This window comes from Proteus sp. NMG38-2, from assembly GCF_020640995.1.
In the GTDB taxonomy this organism is placed as follows: Bacteria; Pseudomonadota; Gammaproteobacteria; order Enterobacterales; family Enterobacteriaceae; genus Proteus.
Window position 1 is genome coordinate 3,265,764 of sequence record NZ_CP085481.1, and the last position, 22,152, is coordinate 3,287,915.

A 22,152-nucleotide genomic window follows, 5' to 3' on the forward strand; every position below is an offset into this window, starting at 1 on the left:
AACTCTAAAATAAAGAACATAAAGAAAAGAATACTCACTTTCTATAATGACTCCCCCTATTTTATTAAAAGGGAGAGTCATTAACGGAAATACTATTATTATATTAGAAAGAATAACCGATATTTACCCATCCCGTATAATCTGTTCTATCCGAATTCGCTTCACCACTAATACGGACATCAGAAGTAAAACCATTCTCACTGACTAATGACATACCTGCATCAAATGAACCTGACGTTGATTTATCTTTCGTTGTCACTCGAACAGAATTAGCATTAGGAACTTGCTGATCGATTTTAATTTCATCTCCATATAATGTTTGGTGGATACCTAAATTTAAATAAGGTTTAAGCAATGTTTCGTTTGTTAGCGGATAACGTCCATCAAAACGTAACTTAGCATTAACCATCAGCGCTTGCCCATTATAGTTTTTATAATGAGTATCTATTAAATCATAATCAGCATTATGAGAAGATACTGTATAACCTTCACGTTGTTGCCAAATATGAGTTACCCCTAACATTGGTGTGATTTTATAGTTACGGTTTATATCCCAACTTTTACCTGTTGAAATATCGGTATAAAGGCCATTACTAACGTAATCTGCACTTTGACTTCCTATACCTGAATAGTGATTACTATCGGTATAATCGGTCTTACTTCGAAACCATGTTGTTGTTGCTGTTGCAAATATGTCATTTTCAAATGTCATTCCACCTTGCATACCTAACATAAAGGTATTTACATCTTCTTTACGCCCATCGGAAGTACCATTAAAGCTGGTCTTTGCTTTTTCATATCCACCATGCCAGCCAAGATTAAAGGTTTCAAATTGATGGTCTTGACCTAATAACACACCATAACGATGACCGCTATAACCAGATGAAACTTGATCTCGACGATAATCTCCTGCATAAGGTGTAATAAACATACAGTTATTAGCATCTATTTTTTCATTACATCCTTCTCGAATAAATTGTTCATTTAAACGCGAAGAAATAATATTTGAAGCTTGTGTCATTGAAGAGCGCTGTACTAAAGCAGAAACACCTGCATGAGAAACATTAGGGGCATAAACTAATGTGGCTGTTCCTAAATCACCACTGCCATTACTGGTATGAATGACTTTAAAATCTTGGTTAATACCTGAGAACGTATTAATTTCACCGTTTACCATTTCAGATTGATTATTAGTGATATCATAAGCTAAAGAATCAAGCGCATAGCCTTTGCCATATTCAAATCCGTCCTCTTTTTGCCCTGGCATAAAGATAAGATCCGCCCCTTTATTACCATTACCTAGAACAATAGATCCTCCGTTACTTACTGCCCACGGATTTTCTGAACCTAGCGTCATCATGTAGCTTTCTATATTCACGACAGAGCCATCAGCCATCACTTCATAAGCGTGTTCAGTACCGTTAGCCGATGTTGAAACAAAAATACGCCCTTGAGATTGAATAACGGCTTGACCATTTACAACATTAATACCATATGCCTTTGCATTATCTTCAGCTTGGGCATCCACATTAATAGTGCCATTATTACGAATAATAACATTATCACCTTCAGTATATATACCACTTGCTACTGATGTTTTGCCTGATGCAGAAACATTCATTTGGCCGTTATTTGTCATTACATGGGTTGGATTACTGGGATTATTATGATCAGGTGCAACATTAGGATTGCCTTTAATGGTATGTAAGCCTGATGCATTCGCAATACCTTGTTCACTTTGTGCATGAACGTTTAATTCACCATTATTAGTCAATCCATTTGCTGAATTAGTATAAATTCCTTGTGCTGTTGCACTTTTTTTAGCGTCGGCAACAACGGTCATTTTACCTTCATTAATTAATGCCATATGATCACCATAACGATCATATGGATTATCAGAAAAAGATAACCCCGCATTAATCCCTGTCGCTTGAGCATCACCTTGATGGCTTTTGCTTGTTACATCAACACTCCCCTGATTGCGTATTGTTGACCAATAAGCATCCGAAGCTTGTAACCCATTTGCCACAGACAGTTCATTTTGGCTCGTGGATGAAACGACAACACTACCACCACTTTTATTGGTAAATGTTCCTGATTTAACTAACACACCACTGGCTCTGGCATCACCCCTTGTGGGTGCTATCGTTAACATCATTTTACCGCTATTAACGGCATCAACAGGGTGACCTTCTGTATTAGCCGTTAAATCTGACAATTGAAATTCATTCGTATTCTTATCCGTTATAACTTCAATTGTGCCACTGTTATTTGGCTTTTCAGAAAAATGATACGTTTGATTTGCGTAAGCGTTACCACTAATAATAAGAGCTGTAGCAATTGCAGACAAACGCCACATAGTTTGGTTCTTCATCATTTACCTCTAAATCAAGATATTTATTGTTTGATTAAAATATTTTTACTTCATTAGAAATTAATAACGAAGCCAACTTTGGCGAAAATATCTTCTTTATCTCCCCAAGACCATTCGTTTCCTTTATGTGCTTTTTGATCTTTAAATTGTAAATCAGCTAATAAAGAGAATGTTGGGTTAAATGGAATTTCGGTATACAGTGCATAGTTATTATAGTTATAACCACTACCATCATGAGTACGAATACTGCCTATTTCCCAACGTAATTCAAGATAAGTATTATTAGCAAATCGATATTGTACTAATGGACGAACAGCAGATTCACGCCATCTAAAATCATTATCTTCAGCGTGATAATAAACTTTAGCTCCCATATTAAAATTATCGGTTAAACGATAAAGATATAAAGGTTCGGTTTCAATATAAGCACCACGATCTGCTCGATCAATCCAGCCTATTTCTGTATTTAGATGCAAGAAGTTACGACCAAAACCTAGATTAATTTCAGGACGGATGTGATACATCTGTTTTTCAGCAGAATCTTTGGCATCACCAATATGTTCATAACCTAACTCTACGCCATAACTAAAATTTTCATTAATCCAATTTATATATTTAGGTAAAAGTTGAATTTCGGTAAACGTATCACGACGAATACGATTGCCTCCTGAACCGACATATTTGTTATTATCAGCCGTATCATAAATCGTTGTTTCACGAATAACATAACCCATACTTAATTTATCAGTGATACGAGTAGAACCATCAGCAATAACAAAAGTACTTAATAATTGTCCGGGATGTTTTGAGAATTTAATATTCTCATATTCATATCCTGTAAATACACGAGTTCTTTTTGGCGCTGAATTTTGGCGTGTTGCATCATCATCAACAAATATAATATCGCCAAAACTACGAGAAACACCAAATAAGTCTAAATTGGAATTTCGAATACTCGTTGTATTTTCTTGATTATTGAGGATCGGTTTTTCTATTTGCTGTTCTGCTAATGCTGTATTTGATGCCATCAGCAACGCAACAGGAAGAATGATCTTTTTCATGCTCTGGTAATCCTTGTCAATTCATAACTAACTTCCCCTAATTCTTCAATAATAAGACGGAATCAAGGGGAGTTATCGCGTGTTTTACTGCATGGAAGAACTATTGATGACATTCATATTTTTGTAATTATTCGGTACAAAGCCTTGATATAACATTTCTAAATCTTTGAGATGCCCCTGACTTTCTAAATAAGTTTTAACATCATCATTAATTTCTTTAGACATAATCGCGGCAACAAACATCCCAACATCCAGTGATAAGATGTTTTGAGTCATATTGCCTTTATTATCAACAGCGTCATACCATCCGTATGGAGATTGAATATTAGGATAAACTTGTTTGAGTTTTTTCAGCGCACTAATTGCACCTTCAGGATCGACAATATAAGACAACGCAATAGCATGAGGTGTTCCTGTATTACCATCTTCAATAACATTATTAAAACGAACTTTACTTTCTGAAAGTGCCGGAACACCAAAAGAGTGGTAACCATTATCAATTCGAGCTGATGAGGAAACCATTGGAATACCGTGTTTAGCAGCGTAGATCTTTTGAATTAATGTATGATCTTCAACAATCTTATAATCTGGCATGAGTTCTTTTTCATTTAGCCAAATTTGGGGCATCATCATTTGGAAATAGGCGCCATCCCATGTTAACAATGGATTATATATTTTATCGTTAATTTTATAATGCTGAGTATAGAGCTCCATTTTATGGAATGCACTTTCAGGGATAGCATTAGCACCTAAATCTTTGGTATCTAAAATAGCCCAAATAACAGCCGCACGACTTTCATTTCCTTTTCTATCAAGATGATAACCTAGAAATGCATTATTCTTTGTTGACCAACCTGACGACATTAATCCTTTATTTTCATCATATAACGCAACCCACCCCTCTCTTTGCCCATCAAGAATGGCTTGAATACGTTTTACAATTTCTTGTTTATCTGGATCTGGCGAGTTCATAAAAGCCCCAGCCACTGCCATCAACGCAAAAGAAAAGTTGCCATTATCTACTGCAGGTACAATCTCATCAGGGTTTTTAACTAATTTATTATCACGAATATCATAAGGCCAATAAAACAAACCTTTCCATTTAGGTGCTTGTTCCATGGTGGTCAATGTCTCTTTGATTCGCTCTACCGCATCTTTATTCCCAGTTTTAGCTGACTGAGTTAACACATTGAGATATAAACCAATCTCTGTCGTATTTGTATAATATCCAGGAACGACAGTATTACTTTCAATTCTTATGGTGTCATAAGGTACTTTGACATATTTATCAACACCGACTCCATCACGAAAAAAATTAAGATTATTTTGAAATTCTTCTTCAAAACCCGCTGGGTATAAATGTTCAGCAACTTTGATTTCATTAATAACAACGTTATTGGCTAAAGATTGCGTGCTAAAAGCCAGCAATAGGGAAGCGAGAAGCATCGAACCATTCTTAGTCATATCATTTTGCCTTCTAAGCGAAACTCATTATCAAATCGTAGAAACGTTTCTATAATCATCTCACTAATGATGCTTGGTCAAGTCAATTTATCATCATTTATTTAAAATGTGACGAGTAGTGTATTTTTATATATATTTCAGATACCAAAATTAACAAATAAAAATTAATCAATAAAATACAATAAGTTACATTAGATCATCATTCTTAATGTGATGAATATCCCGAATTAAATCGGTCAAGTAAATTACAGTTGACAGGATTTATTAAGCATTCATAATCTATAGAAACGTTTCAATGAAATGCGGAGTGTAGTGATGGCAGGCGTCACATTAACCAACGTCAATAAAATCTATCCAAATGGTACACATGTACTTCATGATATTAATTTGGATATCAAAGACGGTGAATTTATGGTCATCGTTGGTCCATCTGGTTGTGCAAAATCCACAATGCTAAGAATGATCGCAGGGCTTGAAGCAATATCATCCGGTGAGCTGCGTATTGCTGATAATATCTGTAATGATATGCCTCCTAAAGATCGGGGGATTGCAATGGTTTTTCAAAACTACGCACTCTACCCGCACATGACTGCTTATGAAAATATGTCTTTTGGTCTACGTGTTTCTAAAAAATCAAAAGAAGAAATCACCAAACGTGTTTCTGAGGCAGCAGAACTACTTGAAATAACAGAACTTTTAAAACGTAAACCTAAAGAAATGTCTGGCGGTCAGTGTCAAAGAGTCGCATTAGGTAGAGCAATGGTGAGAAAACCGGCTGTATTTCTTTTTGACGAGCCACTATCAAACCTTGATGCTAAGCTCAGAGTGTCTATGCGATTACGAATAAGTAAATTACATCAACAACTTCGTGAAGCTGGCAAGCCTGCAACGATGATTTATGTTACTCATGATCAAATAGAAGCCATGACAATGGGAGAACGTGTTTGCATTTTACGTAAAGGACGTATTATGCAAGTTGATCATCCTTTAAACGTTTATCACCATCCCAAAAATAAATTTGTTGCTGAATTTATTGGTTCTCCACCAATGAATATTATATCAGGACAAGTTATTCAACATCAGAATCAACTCGCTATTCAATGTGATGGAAATATCTTCATTTTACCGACAGAGAAACAAGAAAAAGCAAAAGCCTATATCAATAAAGAGATCTATTTAGGAATTAGGCCTGAAGATATTAAAGTCATTGAGAAAATTGAAAATAATTGTTTATCAACTTCAATTCTTCGTGTTGATGCTATGGGTTCAGATGAATTTATTTATTTTCATCTAGCAAATAATGAAGTTATTTGTAAACGCCCTAATCCAGAAATAGAAATAGATAAATCAAAAAACTGTAGCTTCCATTTTAATATGGATAAATGCCATCTCTTCGATAAAGAGAACGAACAGAATATTTTTTACACTTAGTATTATCAGGATGAGTAACATGACAATTAAGCCAGTTAATAATGTGGTCTATAGTAAAAAAAACGCACTGCTCACATTTAATTTTATGCCAGGCCAAATGCTTAAAAATATTATGGCGGGTAATATTATGCTCAACCTCTTTGAGACACCAAGATTAGATACCGCAATTAGCAATATCTATCTTCGTGAGTTGAGCGATAATCATATTATTTCTACTACGCCACTTTTAACGAGTCATGCTAAAACTCAATTAAGTAAAGATACACAAGATAATATAACTTGGCATATTGAAACTGAGAAATTTATTGCCTCGGTTACACTTTCTTTATCCGAAGATCCCGAAAATATTTATTATTACTCTGTTAATGTAAAAAATATCAGTAATACCTCCCTTACTTTCGATCTAATTTATGGACAAGACCTTTCCTTATCCGATAGTGGTGCAACAAAAACAAATGAATCATATTGCAGCCAATATCTTGATCATAAAATATTTAATGTAGAAAATTACGGATATATTACGTCTTCACGCCAAAATTTGCCTCAAAGTAGTGGTAACCCGTTACTACAATTAGGAAGTTTTTCTCCCGTCGTTGCTTATTCAACTGATGGCTATCAGTTTTTTGGTAAGCAATCTAAATTTACGCATCAGCCAATCATAACAAAAGAGCTTACATTAGCGAATGAGAACTATCAGTATGAAATGGCCTTTATTGCCTTACAATTAAAACCCCTAGAGCTAGCCCCTCAAGAAGGATCTGACCAAGTATTCTATGGCTATTATGTTGCCAATCAGCCTGAAGCAAATATTGAACAACCTATTAGCATAAAGAAAATTACAGACAGCTATTACAAACCAGAAATTGATAATTCGACAAAATTTAGCGAAAAAACAGACGTTATATTTAATGTTCAACCATTATCAGGCGATAAACTAACACCTCAAGAACTTGATATTTTATTTCCTGGTGAAAAAAGCTTTGAGGAAAATGAACAGGATGAATTACTCTCATTCTTCCAAAAAGAGGGACGCCATTACATTACGCTCGCTGATAAAGAACATTATCAAGAGCGAGCAACAGGACATATAATTTCATCAGGCAATAATCTTAATTTTAAAAATTCAATTATGAATTCAACACACTATATTTATGGTGTTTTTAATTCACATCTGACACTAGGAAACACTTCATTTAATAAATTACTTGGTACTAATCGTAATTTTTTAAATTTCTTTAAAAGTAGTGGTCAACGCATTCAAGTTAAATTGAATAATCAGTACCATTTACTTGCTATGCCTTCTGCCTATGAGGTTGGGTTTAACTTTTCCCGTTGGGTTTATAAATTATCAGAAGGGATGATTGAGATCCTCGCTTTCGCTAGCCATGATGAACCTATTATCCAACTTGATATTAAACTTCACAATTTTGCTCAAGCTGTAGATGTTATTGTGAGTCACCCGCTTATTATGGGAAATCAAGAAGAAGAGTCTATTATTCAAGTTTCCGCACCAAGTGAAGACAACAATATACTCATTACAAGTGCAAATAATCCTAATGCCCCCCTCTTTAGTTTGAGTTATAGCTCAGAATTTACGGATATTGAACACTATATTGATGTTGAAACCAATTCTGTTCAATATCTTATGCTTAAAGGCCAAATTCACCACCAAGCTAGCCTTGTCTTTGGCGGTAAAAATAATCAAGTTGACACATTAGGTAAGTGGTTATCGTTTGCAACAGAAGTCGTCAATTACGAAAACCAGCAAGATGAGTTATTAAACCATTTCTCCATTGAGTTTTCGAAAAAACCAAGAGATGCACAGAGGCTAAATCATACACTACATTGGTTTACACATAATGCATTGGTTCACTACAGTTCACCACATGGGCTTGAACAACCATCAGGCGCAGCTTGGGGAACTCGTGATGTATCACAAGGACCTATTGAATTCTTTATGTCATTAGGTCGCTATCAACATGTTGAGCACATTTTATGTGAGATGTATAGCCACCAATATTTAGAAACAGGTAATTGGCCACAATGGTTTATGTTTGATAATTATGCACATATTCAACAACAAGAATCTCATGGTGACGTCGTTATTTGGCCATTAAAAGCATTGGCTGATTACCTATTAGCTACAAATAATGTCGATATCCTGAATAAAGAATTACCTTATACCAGCATTGACAATAAATTTACTTTTACAACTCAAAAAGAGACGTTACTACAGCATATTTATCGTCAACTTGAACATGTTATTGAGCATTTGGTGCCAGGAACTCATCTGTCTAGCTATGGTGATGGTGATTGGGATGATACCCTCCAACCAGCAAATAACTCATTGCGTAAAAATATGGTGAGTGGTTGGACTATTCCGCTGACATTACAAACATTTAAATTAATAATGAAAGCGCTCGCAAATCATCCTTCATTTGCAGATTTACTCAAAAGAATTAATGACCTCTTTATTAAGATGGAAGCGGATTATCATAAATACCTAATTAAAGATGGTGTTATTAGTGGCTTTATTCATTTTAATAAAAATGATGTGGAATATTTATTACATCCTTCTGATGTTAAAACAAATATTAAATACCGCTTATTACCGGCTAATCGTTCAATTATTTCTGAATCATTTGATAAAGAAATGGCACAGAAACATATAAAAATTATCCTTGATAATTTACTTTATCCTGATGGTGTTCGCCTTATGGATAAAACAGCACAATATAAAGCAGGACGCCAAAGTTATTTTAAACGTGCGGAACTGGCTGCAAATCTAGGTCGTGAAGTTGGATTACAATATTGCCATGCTCATATCCGTTTTATCGAAGCACTTTGTAAGATGGGAATGGCAAAAGAGCTATTTGAAAATCTCTTTAAAATTTCACCAATTGGTATCAAAGAAAACGTGCCGAATGCAGAACTACGACAAGCAAATAGCTATTTCTCTAGCTCTGATGCAAAATTTAATGATCGTTACCAAGCCTATGATAATTTTGAGCAATTAAAATCAGGAAAAGTTGCTGCAAAAGGTGGTTGGCGTATCTATTCCAGCGGTCCTGGGATTTATATTAACCAAATTATTTCTAATGTTTTAGGCCTTCGTTATGAATTTGGTGATTTACTGTTAGATCCTGTTATTAGTAAAGAATTTGGTGATATTAGCCTTAATTTCCAACTGTATGGAAAAGCGGTTGTGATTAATATTTATCCTAACGAAGATGAATACACACCTAAACGCGTCATACTTAATCAACAAATAGTAGACTTTACATTACAAAATAACCCTTATCGTACAGGTGGCGTTTTAATCAAGAATTCAGATGTTATGGCTTATTTATTGGATAACAACACACTTGATATTTATCTATAAATATCAAAGTAAAGCTTAGAATTTGGCTCTTGCTACTCATCGCAAGAGCCGACTAAGTGGTATATTTACGTATTGTGTGTTTATTTTTTGAGGGATGAAGATGAGTGTTACCATAAAAGATGTCGCTAAAAAAGCAAATGTTTCAATCTCTACAGTATCTTACGCTATAAATGGCAGCCCAAAAATTACTGAAAAAACACGCCTATATGTACTGAAAATAGCAAAAGAGATGAATTACATTGCCAATAGCAATGCCAAAATGCTTAAAACTAAACGTAGTGGTGCTATAGGCCTCTTTTTTAACTCTTGGTTTGGGCCTATCTACAGTGAATTAGTCCGAGGCATTCAAGAGCAAACACACAGTGAACAATATGATTTAGTTGCATGCAGTCTTTATGGTGGTGAACAATCAACCGCTCATAAATATTTACGTGAACGTATTGTTGATGGTGCCATTATTTTATCTAGCTCATTTGATAATGAATTTATAAAATCTATCGCATCTGAAAATTTGCCAGTAGTTGTATTAGATAGAGAATTAAAAAGCCCCCATATTTATAGCGTATTGATTGATAACTTTGGTGGTGCCTTCAAGGCTGTTAACGCATTAGTAAATGCAGGTGCAACAGAGATTACCTTTTTTAGTGGCCCTGAAGGTTCTTATGATAATCAAAAACGTTTAGACGGTTTTATTGCTGCACTAGGTTATAACCGTATACCTTTAAATCCTGGTCTTATTATTCATTCAAATTTTACCGAAGCAGATGCTTACCAAAAAATGAATGCATTAATTGAGGCAGGTAAAATGCCTTCTGCCATATTTTCTGCTAATGATGAAATGGCAATCGGTATTTTAAGGGCGGCGAAAGAACATAACATTCAAATTCCTGATCAATTAAAAATTGTAGGTTTTGATAATATTTATGCATCAAATATTTTAACACCTGCACTAACAACAATAGATCATCATAAATATGAAATGGGTGTTCTCTCAGCAAAGGTTTTATTAAAAGCAATTAGAGAAGAAAGCAATATTGATGAAGTCACTTTTCTTCCTACAGAATTAATAGAACGTGAAACGCTTTAATTTATTTTAATCTCATCAGGATCACAGTTTATGAAATTAGTTTGTTTAATTACGGCTGCACTATTCTCTTTTGCAACGGTTGCAGCAGAAAGATTAGAAATTATGGTTCCAAGTGGGAATTATGTTTCTTTTATTCGTAATACTGTTGTTCCTGAATTTAAAAAACAACATCCAAATGTTGAACTTGTTGTCTCTAATGATGAGCAACTTGATACACGAATGGCGGCGGGTGATAATCCCAATATTTATATTGGTGTTTATGGTTATCAGCCAGCCCATTTAGCCAAATTAGGAAAACTTGCCTATTTAGATAAATTTGATGGCTTCAATGAATTAATAAGTCGTATTGACAGTCATTTTTTACATCAAAATTTTGGTCGTACTTATTATATTCCTTGGAATGCGACCACTCAGATGATGATTTATAATAAAGCACTATTTATTGAGGCGGGATTAGATCCAAACTCCCCACCCGAAACGTGGGATGAATTTCTAATTGCAGCAGAAAAAATATCTTCTCTTCCTACCAGAAAAGACGGTAATAAGGTTTATGGTACCGTTTTTTGGAATGATGTATTGTCCTTTGGTAGCTGGTATTGGAACCTACTTGCACCTATTTATTACAACGTTAATCAGGGCAATTTTCAGTTACTCAATAAATACGGTACTGATGTTGTTTTTGATAAACCTGAAGCACATATGGCTGAATTTATTACCCTGATGCAACGAGCACAAAAATATGCGCCGCCAACAATGGAAAAGAGCTTTTTTTCTCGAAATATCGGTATGTGGTTGCAATTTGGTTTTGGATGGAAGGCATCATTAACTACAGCTGCAGGAAACCCCATGGTAATTGGTGATGATGTGGGTATTGCTCCTATTCCCGTCATGAAAAAAGGAGATATTCATTATTCAATCCTAGATGGTAGAGCAATTATGGTTTTTAAAAACACATCAGAGAAAGAAAATTTAAGCTGGGATTTAATTAATTTATTAATGCGTGATGATATTAATTTAAAAGCCAATATTGAATTAGGTCAGTTGCCAACGTTAAAAACATTAAAAGAACATGATTATTTTCAAAGTGATGAAGCAAAACCCTTTGTTAAACAACTTGATAATGCATTATTAAGTGAACCTCATGCTAAAGTTACTGATATTGCAGAAATTTTCTTATCAAACTATGCAAGAGTTGTATTAAAAAATGAATTAACACCAGAGCAAGCTGTTAATCAATCGGCCAAAACTGCACGTGAAATATTAAACGACAAATAGAGTATTCTATTTTTATCAAAAAAAAATTTAAACTATTACGATAATTTAAATAATACAATACTAATAACTTAGTGTTTTTCTAAGGAATCGACATGAAAAACAAGAATATTTTAGTGGGATATCTATTCCTATTTCCCTGGATAATCTATTTTGTTGTCTTTATTTTATATCCATTTTTCCTATCTTTTCAAAATAGCTTTCTCGATATTAATGTATTAACACCAGAAAACACCCAATTTGTTGGAATAAAAAACTGGGTAGAAGTTTCAACCGATGGCTTATTTTGGAAATCAATATTTAATGTTATTTTCAATCAAGTTATTTTTGTTTTTCTCACGTTTATTGTCGCAATGGGAATGGCACTACTTCTTCATGAAGTCACTCATTTCGGTGGTGTTTTTAGAACGATTATGTTTATTCCTGTTATTACATCTATCACAGTAGCAATGATAATTTTTAATTTTATTTCAAGTCCAACGGGGCCAGTTCAAAGCCTCATGCTCGATTGGAATATTATTAACGCACCTGTTTTTTGGAAATTTGATGAATGGCTTCCAATGCCAATGATTGCTGTTTTTAGTACATGGAAATGGTTTGGTATTCAAATGATTATTTTTCTTGGCGGTATTGCTAGTATCAATCGTTCTCTTTATGAGGCAGCAGATATTGACGGAGCATCATGGTTAAGAAAAATGTGGAGTATTACGTTACCTTTATTAAAACCCCAAATTATTTTTGTGATGACCATTAATATTATTAACGGAATGCAGATGTTTGTCGAAGTCTTAATGAATTTTGATTTATCTGGTGGGCCTTATAATTCTGCTTTAACACCAGTGCTGTATTTATATAAAACAGGATTCTCTGATGTAAAAATGGGAATGGCATCAACAATAGGATTATTGCTAGCAACAATTATCTATATTTTCACTATGTTACAATTAAAACTAACTCAAGATAAGGAGCATAGATAATGCGTTTTAGTAAAAGAAATCTTATTATTTATAGCTTACTTATCATAGCAAGCTTAGTTGTACTTTATCCATTCTTCTTTATGATTATGAATTCATTTAAATCAGGAAGTGAGATAATTAATACCCCTAATGCCTTACCTAGTAAGTTCTCTTTTGATGGCTATATTGAAGCATTTAGAAGTTTAAATTTAGGACGTATCTTTTTTAATACTTTATTTATCTCTCTGACTGTGACGGTATCTAATACGCTTCTTTCATCAATGGTTGCATACGCTATTATTAAAATGAATTTACCTGGAAAAGAGTTCTGGCTAAAGTTAATCCTCACATCAATGATGGTGCCTGCAATTCTGTTTACCATTCCGACGTATATGATGTTGTATTCTTGGGATTGGATTAATACATTTCAAGCACTTATAGTTCCTGGAATGATTAGTGCCTATAATATCTTTTTATTAGTTCAATTCTTAAAGCAAGTTGATAATGCCTATATTGAAGCTGCACGTATCGATGGTGCGGGCGAAATAACAATCTTTTTTAAAATAGTATTACCGATGATCCGCCCTGCTCTCGCCACTGTCGCTATTTTAACCTTTATGGGAGCCTGGAATGATTTTATGGGCCCTCTGCTTTATGTACGTGATGATTCATTAATGACGCTTCAACTTGCACTTTTTAAATTTGTCAATGATGTTCCGACTGAAAATCTTGAACAACTGTGGGCAATGACAACCATGATTGCTATTCCCGTTGTTTTCATCTTTTTCTTTCTACAACGTAATTTCATTAAAGCTTTTACCGGTATTGGAGTTAAATAATTATGAGTGGAAGAAATAGCATTATCATATTAATCGCGCTTATTTTTATTGCCTATTTTACCGGTTGGTACAGTGTTTATCAAAAATCTAAACTTTATTATCATTTTGCTGAGCAACAATATGAGAAAGGTAATTATGTTTTAGCATTGAAAGGTATTAATAAAATTGAGCTTTATCCTGAAGATGATTATTTTGGTGGTTATCAAAATGTCATTGAAGCATGGAAAAATGGATTATTCGTTTTTTATCCTGATTTTTATTATCAAGCGCTAGAACGAAGCCAATCTATATTACAAAAATCAAGCAATAAAGAACTAAAGGATTTTATTTATACCTATATTGAAATTGATATTCGTTATATTCCAGAAGCTGCAACATGTTTATTATCTCGCTATAAAAAAGATAATAATAAAGAGGGTGAACATGAAATGACTCAATTTTTAAATGATGCATTCCCAGCTTATAAATGGCAAGCATCACCATTATTAATAAATGGTTGCCAAATAACTGAATAGTTCATATTCACTTAATCATAAAATGGAAAAAGCGATGAACAACATTTATCGAGATCCCACACAGCCAATTTCTGTTCGTATTATTAATTTATTAAACCAAATGTCATTAATGGAAAAAGTTGGTCAACTTTGCATGAATCCAATGCTAGAGTTTAAACAACACCAAGATAAATATAATGACCTTATTCGTCAAGGGCGTTGCGGTTCACGTATATTAGCTGACACAGCATGGGCAGGTAACGCGCCAGCTGAAATTATAAACCCAATAGAATTAAATGAAATTCAGCGAATTGCAATCGAAGAAAGCCGCTTAGGTATTCCTATCATTTTTGCCCGTGATGTTATTTATGGACAGGCAACGGTATTGCCCATTCCTTTAGCTCAAGCTGCATCATGGGATCCTCTTTGTGTCTCTGAAGCTTATCGTTATATTGCACGTGAAGCATCATCCCTTGGTATCCACTGGACATTTGCTCCAATGCTTGATATTGCTCGTGATCCACGTTGGGGCCGTGTTATTGAAACATTTGGTGAAGATCCTTATTTAACCAGTCAATTTGCAAAAGCAGTAGTAACGGGTTTTCAAGGAGCCGACCTTAGTCAACCGGATTCACTATTAGCATGTGCCAAGCATTTCGTCGGTTATGCGGCGGTTGAAGGTGGACGTGATTACGATACAACCGAGCTTTCTGAAAATACCCTACATAATGTGCATTTACCACCTTTTGAAGCCGCGATTAAAGCTGGTGTAGGTTCTGTAATGACAGGTTTTTGTGATCTTGGTGGCACACCTGTCAGCGCATCAACTCCACTTATTCGCCATTGGTTAAAATCACAACAAAACTTTAATGGATTAGTTGTCAGTGACTGGGGTTCAATTTCCGATTTAGCCTATTTTGGTATTGCAACTGATGCAACTGATGCAGCCAAACAAGCCATTATTGCAGGTATTGATATGGCAATGACTAATGAAGCCTACGAAGGTCATCTTGAAAAATTAATTGAAGATCAAAAAATCGATATTTCATTAATTAATGATGCCGTTTATCGTGTTTTACATTCAAAATTTAGTTGTGGATTATTTGAAAATCCTTATGTAGATGAAAATAAACATTTGACTACATTACGTCATCCTGAACACGTTAAAAAAGCACAAGTTTTGGCTGAAAAATGCATCGTGATGCTTAAAAATAAACATAATATATTGCCTCTAAATTCAACCCATAAACAAACTATTGCTGTCATTGGCCCACATGCCCATTCTCAACGTCAGCATTTAGGATCCTGGTGTTTAGATGGAAACGCAAATGATGTAATTTCTATTTATCAAGGCATAAAAAGTATCGAAAATAACTGCAATGTGATAACGGATAATAGCGAATTTAGTGATGAGATGATCGAATGTGCTCATCGTGCCGATATTGTTGTACTTTGTGTAGGTGAAAGCCATCGACGTACAGGAGAAGCTCGTAACATTGCCCAATTGCAACTCCCTCCAGGACAAGAAGAACTTATTAATGCGATAGGAGAAATAGGCAAACCACTTATTATTGTGCAATGCACAGGGCGTCCTATTCCATCAAAAGCGATAGAACAATATGCCGATGCTTTATTAATGAGCTGGCAACTAGGAACAGAAACAGGAAACAGTATTGCAAATATTTTATTTGGTCATACTAATCCTAGTGGAAAATTACCTATTACTGTGCCTAGAACAACAGGACAAATTCCAATATATTATGGTCGTAAGCAGTTAGGTAAAATGCGTGCTTATCAAGAATATCAACCGTATAAAGACAGTAGTGATACGCCTCTTTATCCTTTTGGCTTTGGGTTAAGTTATTCACAATTTAGTTATAGTCAACCTCACATTAAACATGCAGAAGTGAGCCAAGATAAACCACAACAAATTACGATTACACTATCAAACACCAGTAAAATTGCAGGTGCAGAAATAGTACAATGTTATATACGTCAACATGTTGCTTCAACATCGCGGCCTTTACGTGAATTAAAAGGCTTTGAGCGCGTATGGCTTGAACCTGGTGAATCAAAAGAAGTAATATTTACACTTACCGCTAAAGAATTATCATTTTTCAATATAAATAAAGTTATGGCCATGGAGTCTTCAATAATTACGGTATATGTTGGCAATGATAGCAATACAAACAATAGTATTGATTTTAAATTAATTTAAATTTCAATATTTCATGACCTCATACAAGATTTAAATATGATGTTTACAATAAAAAGATCACTGTTATCAACGTGATCTTTTTTATTTATAGATATCTCTCAATACTATCTCCAACATCATGATTTATTTAAATTTAAGCTCAATTAACCCTTATTAAGGGTAAGTTATTTTTCTCACCATAAGATGTGATAGATTAAATTTATAGTACATTATTACAATGCTATAAGCGTTAACACTTGAATTTCTTTATTAAAAATAAAATCCCTTAACTTGAGTTATTTATCACTATTCAAGCCAATATGGTATTATTATTTTTATTACTAATAAGTAATTAGTATATATTACGATAAAAATAGTAACTTATTGTTACGTAAACCCTCTGTAAATATACATATTATTTAATATAGTATTTCCCGTAAAAATTTAGACACACATAATAAGTACTTTATAAAACAATCATCTAATGATGATTTTATAACATAACTTTATATTTATAATAGTAAAAATAAGTATAACCACATAAAATAAACATATATTAAAAAGTAAATATTTAGGTTTATTCTTACTGAAAACTCATATCTGTGAAATATCATTATTTACATTCTGTTTCAATTATCAACACTAATAAATATTAATTTTTAATAAACTAATTGTAGTAGATTTTATTAATTATTTAGATTGTAAGGTGTTTGAATGAATATAAAAATGTTTGTTATTTCATTATTATTGGTTTCTTTTGGCGCACAAGCATTGATTATTAATGAAAATAATCCACCAGAATATCAATCTTTTAAATCAAATTATTCTGATATGATTGAGTTGGCTAATAAATCACGCTTGCCACATCGTGTTTTCTATACTTCACCAAGTACAGGTAGAAATGCGCTATGGTTTGATGCTGTTAAACACGGTGATTTAAATGAAGTTAAAAAGATGCTTGCTAATGGTCAAGATATTGAAGCAAAAGATACAGGTAGCTTAGACCAAACAGCACTAGGTTGGGCCGCATTTATTGGTGATGAGGAAATGGTTGATTATCTTATTTCTCAAGGTGCTAATTTATGGGCTACAGATAAAGGCGATGTTTATAATGTCTTTAAGTCAGCTGTATTAGGAAACAACGTTAATGTAGTCAAAAAAATTCACGCCCTAATGAGAAGTGATATTGAAATTAATAATCAAAGAGTAGAAAGTGATGGTGAAACCTTTATTATGATTGCTGCAAGCAATAATCGCATTGATACTGTAAAATATCTTATTTCTCAAGGTGCAGATGTTAATCTTGTTACCACAACACAAGATACATCACTATTTTCTTATAATCATAGTGCATTAAGCTATGCTTGCCAAAATAATCTTAAAGATATGCAGAGGCTACTGATTAGAAACGGTGCTATAAATCATAGAACCGGTACAACATCCTGCCATTAAATACATAAATGCCATCTCATAATAAGATGGCATTTATGCTATTATTTATTAAGTTTTAATGAAGTATAACTTTAATTAAAACAATTAAAAATACAGTTTAATATATTTATCTGAACTCAATGTTAATAAAGATATTATAATACTATTTCTTCAAACTACCTTTTTCTTTCTAAATATTACAATCTCACTAGGTTGTGTTATTGATTCTCTATCTTCAAAAATCATAAAATCTGTTTTTTTAGCCTCTAAAATTAAGCTTTGAGGTGTAACACCCAGTATAAAAGAAATAGTAATCAATTGATCTACCGTTATTTTTAAATGCCCATCTTCTAATTGAGAATAATGTAATATGCTTATTCCCAACCTTTCAGACATTTCATTCTCTGTTATTTTCAATTGTCTTCTTATCATTTTTATTCTATTTCCAACTTTGGTGTTAATCATCCCATTGTTCTCCTTCTTTTATTAGATGATCATATCGATAAAACACCGAATTACAGTTTAAAAACGATCAAATCATAAACTGAAAATACTTAACCATTTGTTATTGAACACTCGTAACAGTACTTACTTTCACGAACTCTGTTAATAAGGTTATTCCGATATTTTAAATTTAAAGTAATTTACATTTCTATATGTTATTTTAATCTACATCATATTTAGAGTAACGCAATAGTATTAAATATCGAATTCGTAATCGACATGTAACTCAATATGTTAGATAGTTTTTATCTATTTTTTTCTTAGAAAAAAGGGCTTTATTCTAAAATAAAAACATATGGATATAATCAATAATTTATAGATGGATGTTTATCATTAATATAGAAGCTATAATACATCATAAAGATATCTCTATGTTATTATTTTTGTAACAATTTCATACTATATTAAAAAATTATAACTCAACAAATAAATAATAATTTTTTCAAATAACAACAATTAAAAACTGAATTAAAAATATTATAAATTAGTACAAACCTATCTAATATTTTTATTTTCATTTTTTATATCTTTACATTTTATTATATTCTTTATTTAACAGCATGATAATATTAACTATTATTAGTTTTATATCACTATTAATAATATTAATTATTTTTATTTTAAAATAAAGAAAAACAAAATATGCAATAGCAAAAATATCTTTTATAAAACTAGAAAACTAGAAAACTAGAAAACTAGAAAACTAGAAAACTAGAAAACTAGAAAACTAGAAAACACACTATCATAAATAGTTTTTATTTAAATTAATATTAATTAATAAAATCCCCCCAACAATCTACTTTTAGATTATTGGGAGTGCTTATTATTTATTTTCTTCGAATTCTTTTTTATTAAGCAGATAATAATATAATTCATTACTCCAATAAGACAACCCTAGAGGCTCACCGCAACGAATATGATCGTAAGTTTCATCTAATCGAATATCAGAGAAAACATAAAGCTCATTCGCTTTAGGTTTTATTATGGCTGATTTTATTATCTTCGCTGCTTCTTCAATATTATCAGGTAACTCATCAATAACTTTCCCTATAGATAAACAGCGTTCAACCTCTTCATCGACAGCATCTCGTAAATTATCAGCACCTGAAATTAACATCATATCAATTTCAACAGTATCTAATATTAAATAAGGCAATTTATTTTTTTCTAAGAAACAAATTGTTTCCTGAATATCTTCGACAATATGACTTTTTACATCAGAAAAGAGAACTTCAAGAATGGATAAAAATTTCTTTAATCGTTTATATCCGGGTTCAAAATGACTGGTTACTGCATATAAAGGAAGATCTTGCTCTTCATCAATTTCGCATTCATCTTCATCAAAATCATCACTTTCTAATCCAGAGAAGATCAAAGACTCACATCGTTTAGGATCACCAGACATCAGAATTCGATGTATTAGAGGAACAGAGTAAGCCCATTCAGATAATCCATAAACAATATCAGGTCGATCATTATGATTACTAGGTTGATTAGAAATACTATATAAGTAAGAACGGTTAGCCATATAAATATCCTTATTCTATTATTAATTAATAATCCTTTATATTGAAGCAACAATAGCAGTTGCTCTTATTTTTATCAACTTACATTTTATTTAGAATAAATAGATAGTTATTTATTTAAATATCTAACTTATAAAAAAACAATATTATTTCATAACCCAAATAATATTTTCAATTAATTAAAACAATAAGTTTAATTATGATTAAGTATATACAAAAAAAGCCCTCTACTAGAGGGCTTTTTAAACTATATGGATTAGAATCTGTAAAGACTAAATGGTTTTGGATCTAAAACAGGTTTTTTACCAAGTAACAAATCAGCTGTTAATTCTGCTGATACTGGGCTTTCTGTCATACCCCAACCTGTCGCTGTATTAATCACTAAGCCTGGATATTCTTTAACTTCTGAGATAATTGGATTTTCATCTGGTGCGATAGCCATTGCACCACTCCATTGATCAATTAATTTCGATTCTTTAAAGGCTGGGAATTCTGCTTTTAATTTTTCTAATGAAGCATTTAGCTCAGGTAAATCTGGCAGTGCTGTCATATTTCTAAATTGCTCAAACGGAGAAACTTCATCTAAATTCCAATGTGTTGATTGCATAAATGAATTGATTAATTGTTCATTTAAAGAAATATGCACAGGGAAATCAGGTAGTGCTAATAATGGCAGATATTTATAACCATAAGTGAAGGATTCTTTCACTACTGGTGCCACAATAACACGAGGAGAGGTTGCATAAGTACCATCAGCTTGTTCACGGAAGAAAATACTTCCCGGTAAAGCGACGTTGCCACCCGGTGCTGTTGGTGATCCACTAATTAACTGTTGAGACTGATAGGCAGGCAGTGTTGGCACATCAACATTGAGATTTTGCATAAATAGGCGTGACCAAACACCACCAGCCACAACAACTTGAGAAGTTTTAATTGCACCTTTCTCTGTTACAACGTCAGAAATCACACCCGCTTGTGTTTCTAAGCCACGAGCCGCACATTGAGTGTAAATTCTAACGCCCATTTTTTTAGCGTATTCAGCCATAACGAAGGTTGCTACTTCAGGATCGAAGCTACCAGAATCTTCTTCAAAGCCAGCAATTTTCCAATCTGTTGTCGCACCACGAAGACGTTGATTTAATTCAGCACCTTCAATAATTTTGGTTCTAAATGGAATATCTGAGCCAACATTCTTACTTCTTTCATCAATCCATTTTCTTACGTTTACTAAATCTTCTTCATCAAGAGGAACTTCTACACGGCCTTGTGTACGATAAGTGGTATCAACACCTACTTTTGCATTCATTTCACGCCAGCGATATTTACCTAAATGGTGTAATAAGAATGTTTCGTCAGGCATTTTATAGCTAATTGCTTGACCGTAGAATCTAGAAGATTGCTCACCCGCGATATTACCTTTTTCTACAATCACAACAGATAAACCACGTTCCACAAGATTAATGGCCGTCATAATACCGAGAATACCCGCACCAATAACAACAACATCCGCTTGTTTTGGTAAAGCCCCTTCCGTACCTTCAACAAAACCATGTCTTGGTGTACCCGGAACAAAGCGCCCTTCGCGAGTTAACATTGGTGTCAAAATACCAGCACCAGCAGCGACAGCCACTACTGTTCCACCAATGATAAATTTTCTTCTAGATATCGCCATTTTACACGTTCCTTTTACTCAATGAATTATTAGCATTAAAACAATAACGATATCTTATTTCATTTGTAAACTATTAGTAAAGTATTTGTAAACTTTTTCATCTGTTTTTTTCTTAAAAATCCGTACTATTTAATTTACTTATACAAAGAAGGGGATTAATTATCATTTTGTTTTTTATCGATTATTTAAGTCAATTAAGTAAGATTAGAGCATATCAAACTAGTTGTTTTCTTGGTTTTTTCATCAATATATAAAATTTTCCACTATTAAAGTGCTACAACCCACTTGTTAAACATCACGTTATTACACATTCAAATTACAAATAAATAAGTTGAATTAAATAAATTGATTAACAAATAATCCACAAAATTACTAATGTTACTAAGATAATAAGTTGGGTATATAAAAAGGAGATAATGATAAGAAATATAACAATGGGCTGGTTATTTGATAGTGATTCAG

15 protein-coding genes are annotated in these 22,152 nt (G+C 33.0%); 9 read left to right on the forward strand and 6 right to left on the reverse strand.

The genetic code is table 11. From position 1 onward, the window contains the following. Positions 1 to 103: 103 nt before the first annotated feature. The 3 genes from LG402_RS15455 to LG402_RS15465 form a co-directional block, all read right to left on the reverse strand. Positions 104 to 2,374 (reverse strand): autotransporter outer membrane beta-barrel domain-containing protein, encoded by a 2,271-nt coding sequence (locus LG402_RS15455; RefSeq protein WP_227335884.1) that lies wholly within the window; start codon positions 2,372 to 2,374, stop codon positions 104 to 106. Positions 2,375 to 2,427: 53 nt separating this feature from the next. Further along, positions 2,428 to 3,435, reverse strand: a complete 1,008-nt coding sequence (locus LG402_RS15460; protein WP_166540099.1) for a transporter — start codon at positions 3,433 to 3,435, stop codon at positions 2,428 to 2,430. A gap of 84 nt (positions 3,436 to 3,519) precedes the next feature. Continuing rightward, positions 3,520 to 4,899: a glucoamylase family protein gene (locus LG402_RS15465; protein ID WP_166540100.1), complete on the reverse strand. Its 1,380-nt coding sequence runs from the start codon at positions 4,897 to 4,899 to the stop codon at positions 3,520 to 3,522. 315 nt (positions 4,900 to 5,214) lie between these two features. On the opposite strand from LG402_RS15465, the gene LG402_RS15470 reads away from it, so the two are divergent. The 9 genes from LG402_RS15470 to LG402_RS15510 all read left to right on the forward strand — a co-directional run bounded on the left by LG402_RS15470 (position 5,215) and on the right by LG402_RS15510 (position 18,009). Further along, positions 5,215 to 6,330: an ABC transporter ATP-binding protein gene (locus LG402_RS15470; RefSeq protein ID WP_166540101.1), complete on the forward strand. Its 1,116-nt coding sequence runs from the start codon at positions 5,215 to 5,217 to the stop codon at positions 6,328 to 6,330. A gap of 19 nt (positions 6,331 to 6,349) precedes the next feature. Beyond that, positions 6,350 to 9,712 (forward strand): GH36-type glycosyl hydrolase domain-containing protein, encoded by a 3,363-nt coding sequence (locus tag LG402_RS15475; protein ID WP_227335885.1) that lies wholly within the window; start codon positions 6,350 to 6,352, stop codon positions 9,710 to 9,712. A gap of 100 nt (positions 9,713 to 9,812) precedes the next feature. After that, positions 9,813 to 10,799 (forward strand): LacI family DNA-binding transcriptional regulator, encoded by a 987-nt coding sequence (locus LG402_RS15480; RefSeq protein ID WP_166540103.1) that lies wholly within the window; start codon positions 9,813 to 9,815, stop codon positions 10,797 to 10,799. A gap of 30 nt (positions 10,800 to 10,829) precedes the next feature. Further along, positions 10,830 to 12,074, forward strand: coding sequence for an extracellular solute-binding protein (locus LG402_RS15485; protein ID WP_227335886.1), 1,245 nt, complete (start codon positions 10,830 to 10,832; stop codon positions 12,072 to 12,074). Between the two features lie 92 nt (positions 12,075 to 12,166). Further along, the gene (locus tag LG402_RS15490; protein WP_166540104.1) at positions 12,167 to 13,048 is read left to right on the forward strand and encodes a carbohydrate ABC transporter permease; all 882 of its coding nucleotides are present in this window, start codon (positions 12,167 to 12,169) and stop codon (positions 13,046 to 13,048) included. Then, positions 13,048 to 13,866: a carbohydrate ABC transporter permease gene (locus tag LG402_RS15495; protein WP_166540105.1), complete on the forward strand. Its 819-nt coding sequence runs from the start codon at positions 13,048 to 13,050 to the stop codon at positions 13,864 to 13,866. Before LG402_RS15490 ends, LG402_RS15495 begins: the two co-directional genes overlap by 1 nt. A gap of 2 nt (positions 13,867 to 13,868) precedes the next feature. Further along, entirely contained in the window at positions 13,869 to 14,381 is a 513-nt protein-coding gene (locus LG402_RS15500) for a hypothetical protein (RefSeq protein ID WP_208105152.1), read from the forward strand. 34 nt (positions 14,382 to 14,415) lie between these two features. Then, the gene (locus tag LG402_RS15505; protein ID WP_166540106.1) at positions 14,416 to 16,578 is read left to right on the forward strand and encodes a glycoside hydrolase family 3 N-terminal domain-containing protein; all 2,163 of its coding nucleotides are present in this window, start codon (positions 14,416 to 14,418) and stop codon (positions 16,576 to 16,578) included. 693 nt (positions 16,579 to 17,271) lie between these two features. Then, positions 17,272 to 18,009 carry an ankyrin repeat domain-containing protein gene (locus LG402_RS15510; protein ID WP_227335887.1) on the forward strand — a complete coding sequence of 246 codons (738 nt, stop codon included), beginning with the start codon at positions 17,272 to 17,274 and terminating at the stop codon, positions 18,007 to 18,009. Positions 18,010 to 18,159: 150 nt separating this feature from the next. Here the strand turns inward: LG402_RS15510 and LG402_RS15515 are convergent, their stop codons facing one another. The 3 genes from LG402_RS15515 to LG402_RS15525 form a co-directional block, all read right to left on the reverse strand. Continuing rightward, complete coding sequence (locus LG402_RS15515) at positions 18,160 to 18,453, reverse strand: helix-turn-helix domain-containing protein (RefSeq protein ID WP_166540107.1); 294 nt, start codon at positions 18,451 to 18,453, stop codon at positions 18,160 to 18,162. A gap of 862 nt (positions 18,454 to 19,315) precedes the next feature. Continuing rightward, positions 19,316 to 20,020, reverse strand: a complete 705-nt coding sequence (locus LG402_RS15520; RefSeq protein ID WP_109410188.1) for a hypothetical protein — start codon at positions 20,018 to 20,020, stop codon at positions 19,316 to 19,318. A 254-nt stretch (positions 20,021 to 20,274) separates the two neighbouring features. Further along, complete coding sequence (locus LG402_RS15525; protein WP_227335888.1) at positions 20,275 to 21,690, reverse strand: NAD(P)/FAD-dependent oxidoreductase; 1,416 nt, start codon at positions 21,688 to 21,690, stop codon at positions 20,275 to 20,277. Positions 21,691 to 22,152: the final 462 nt, after the last annotated feature.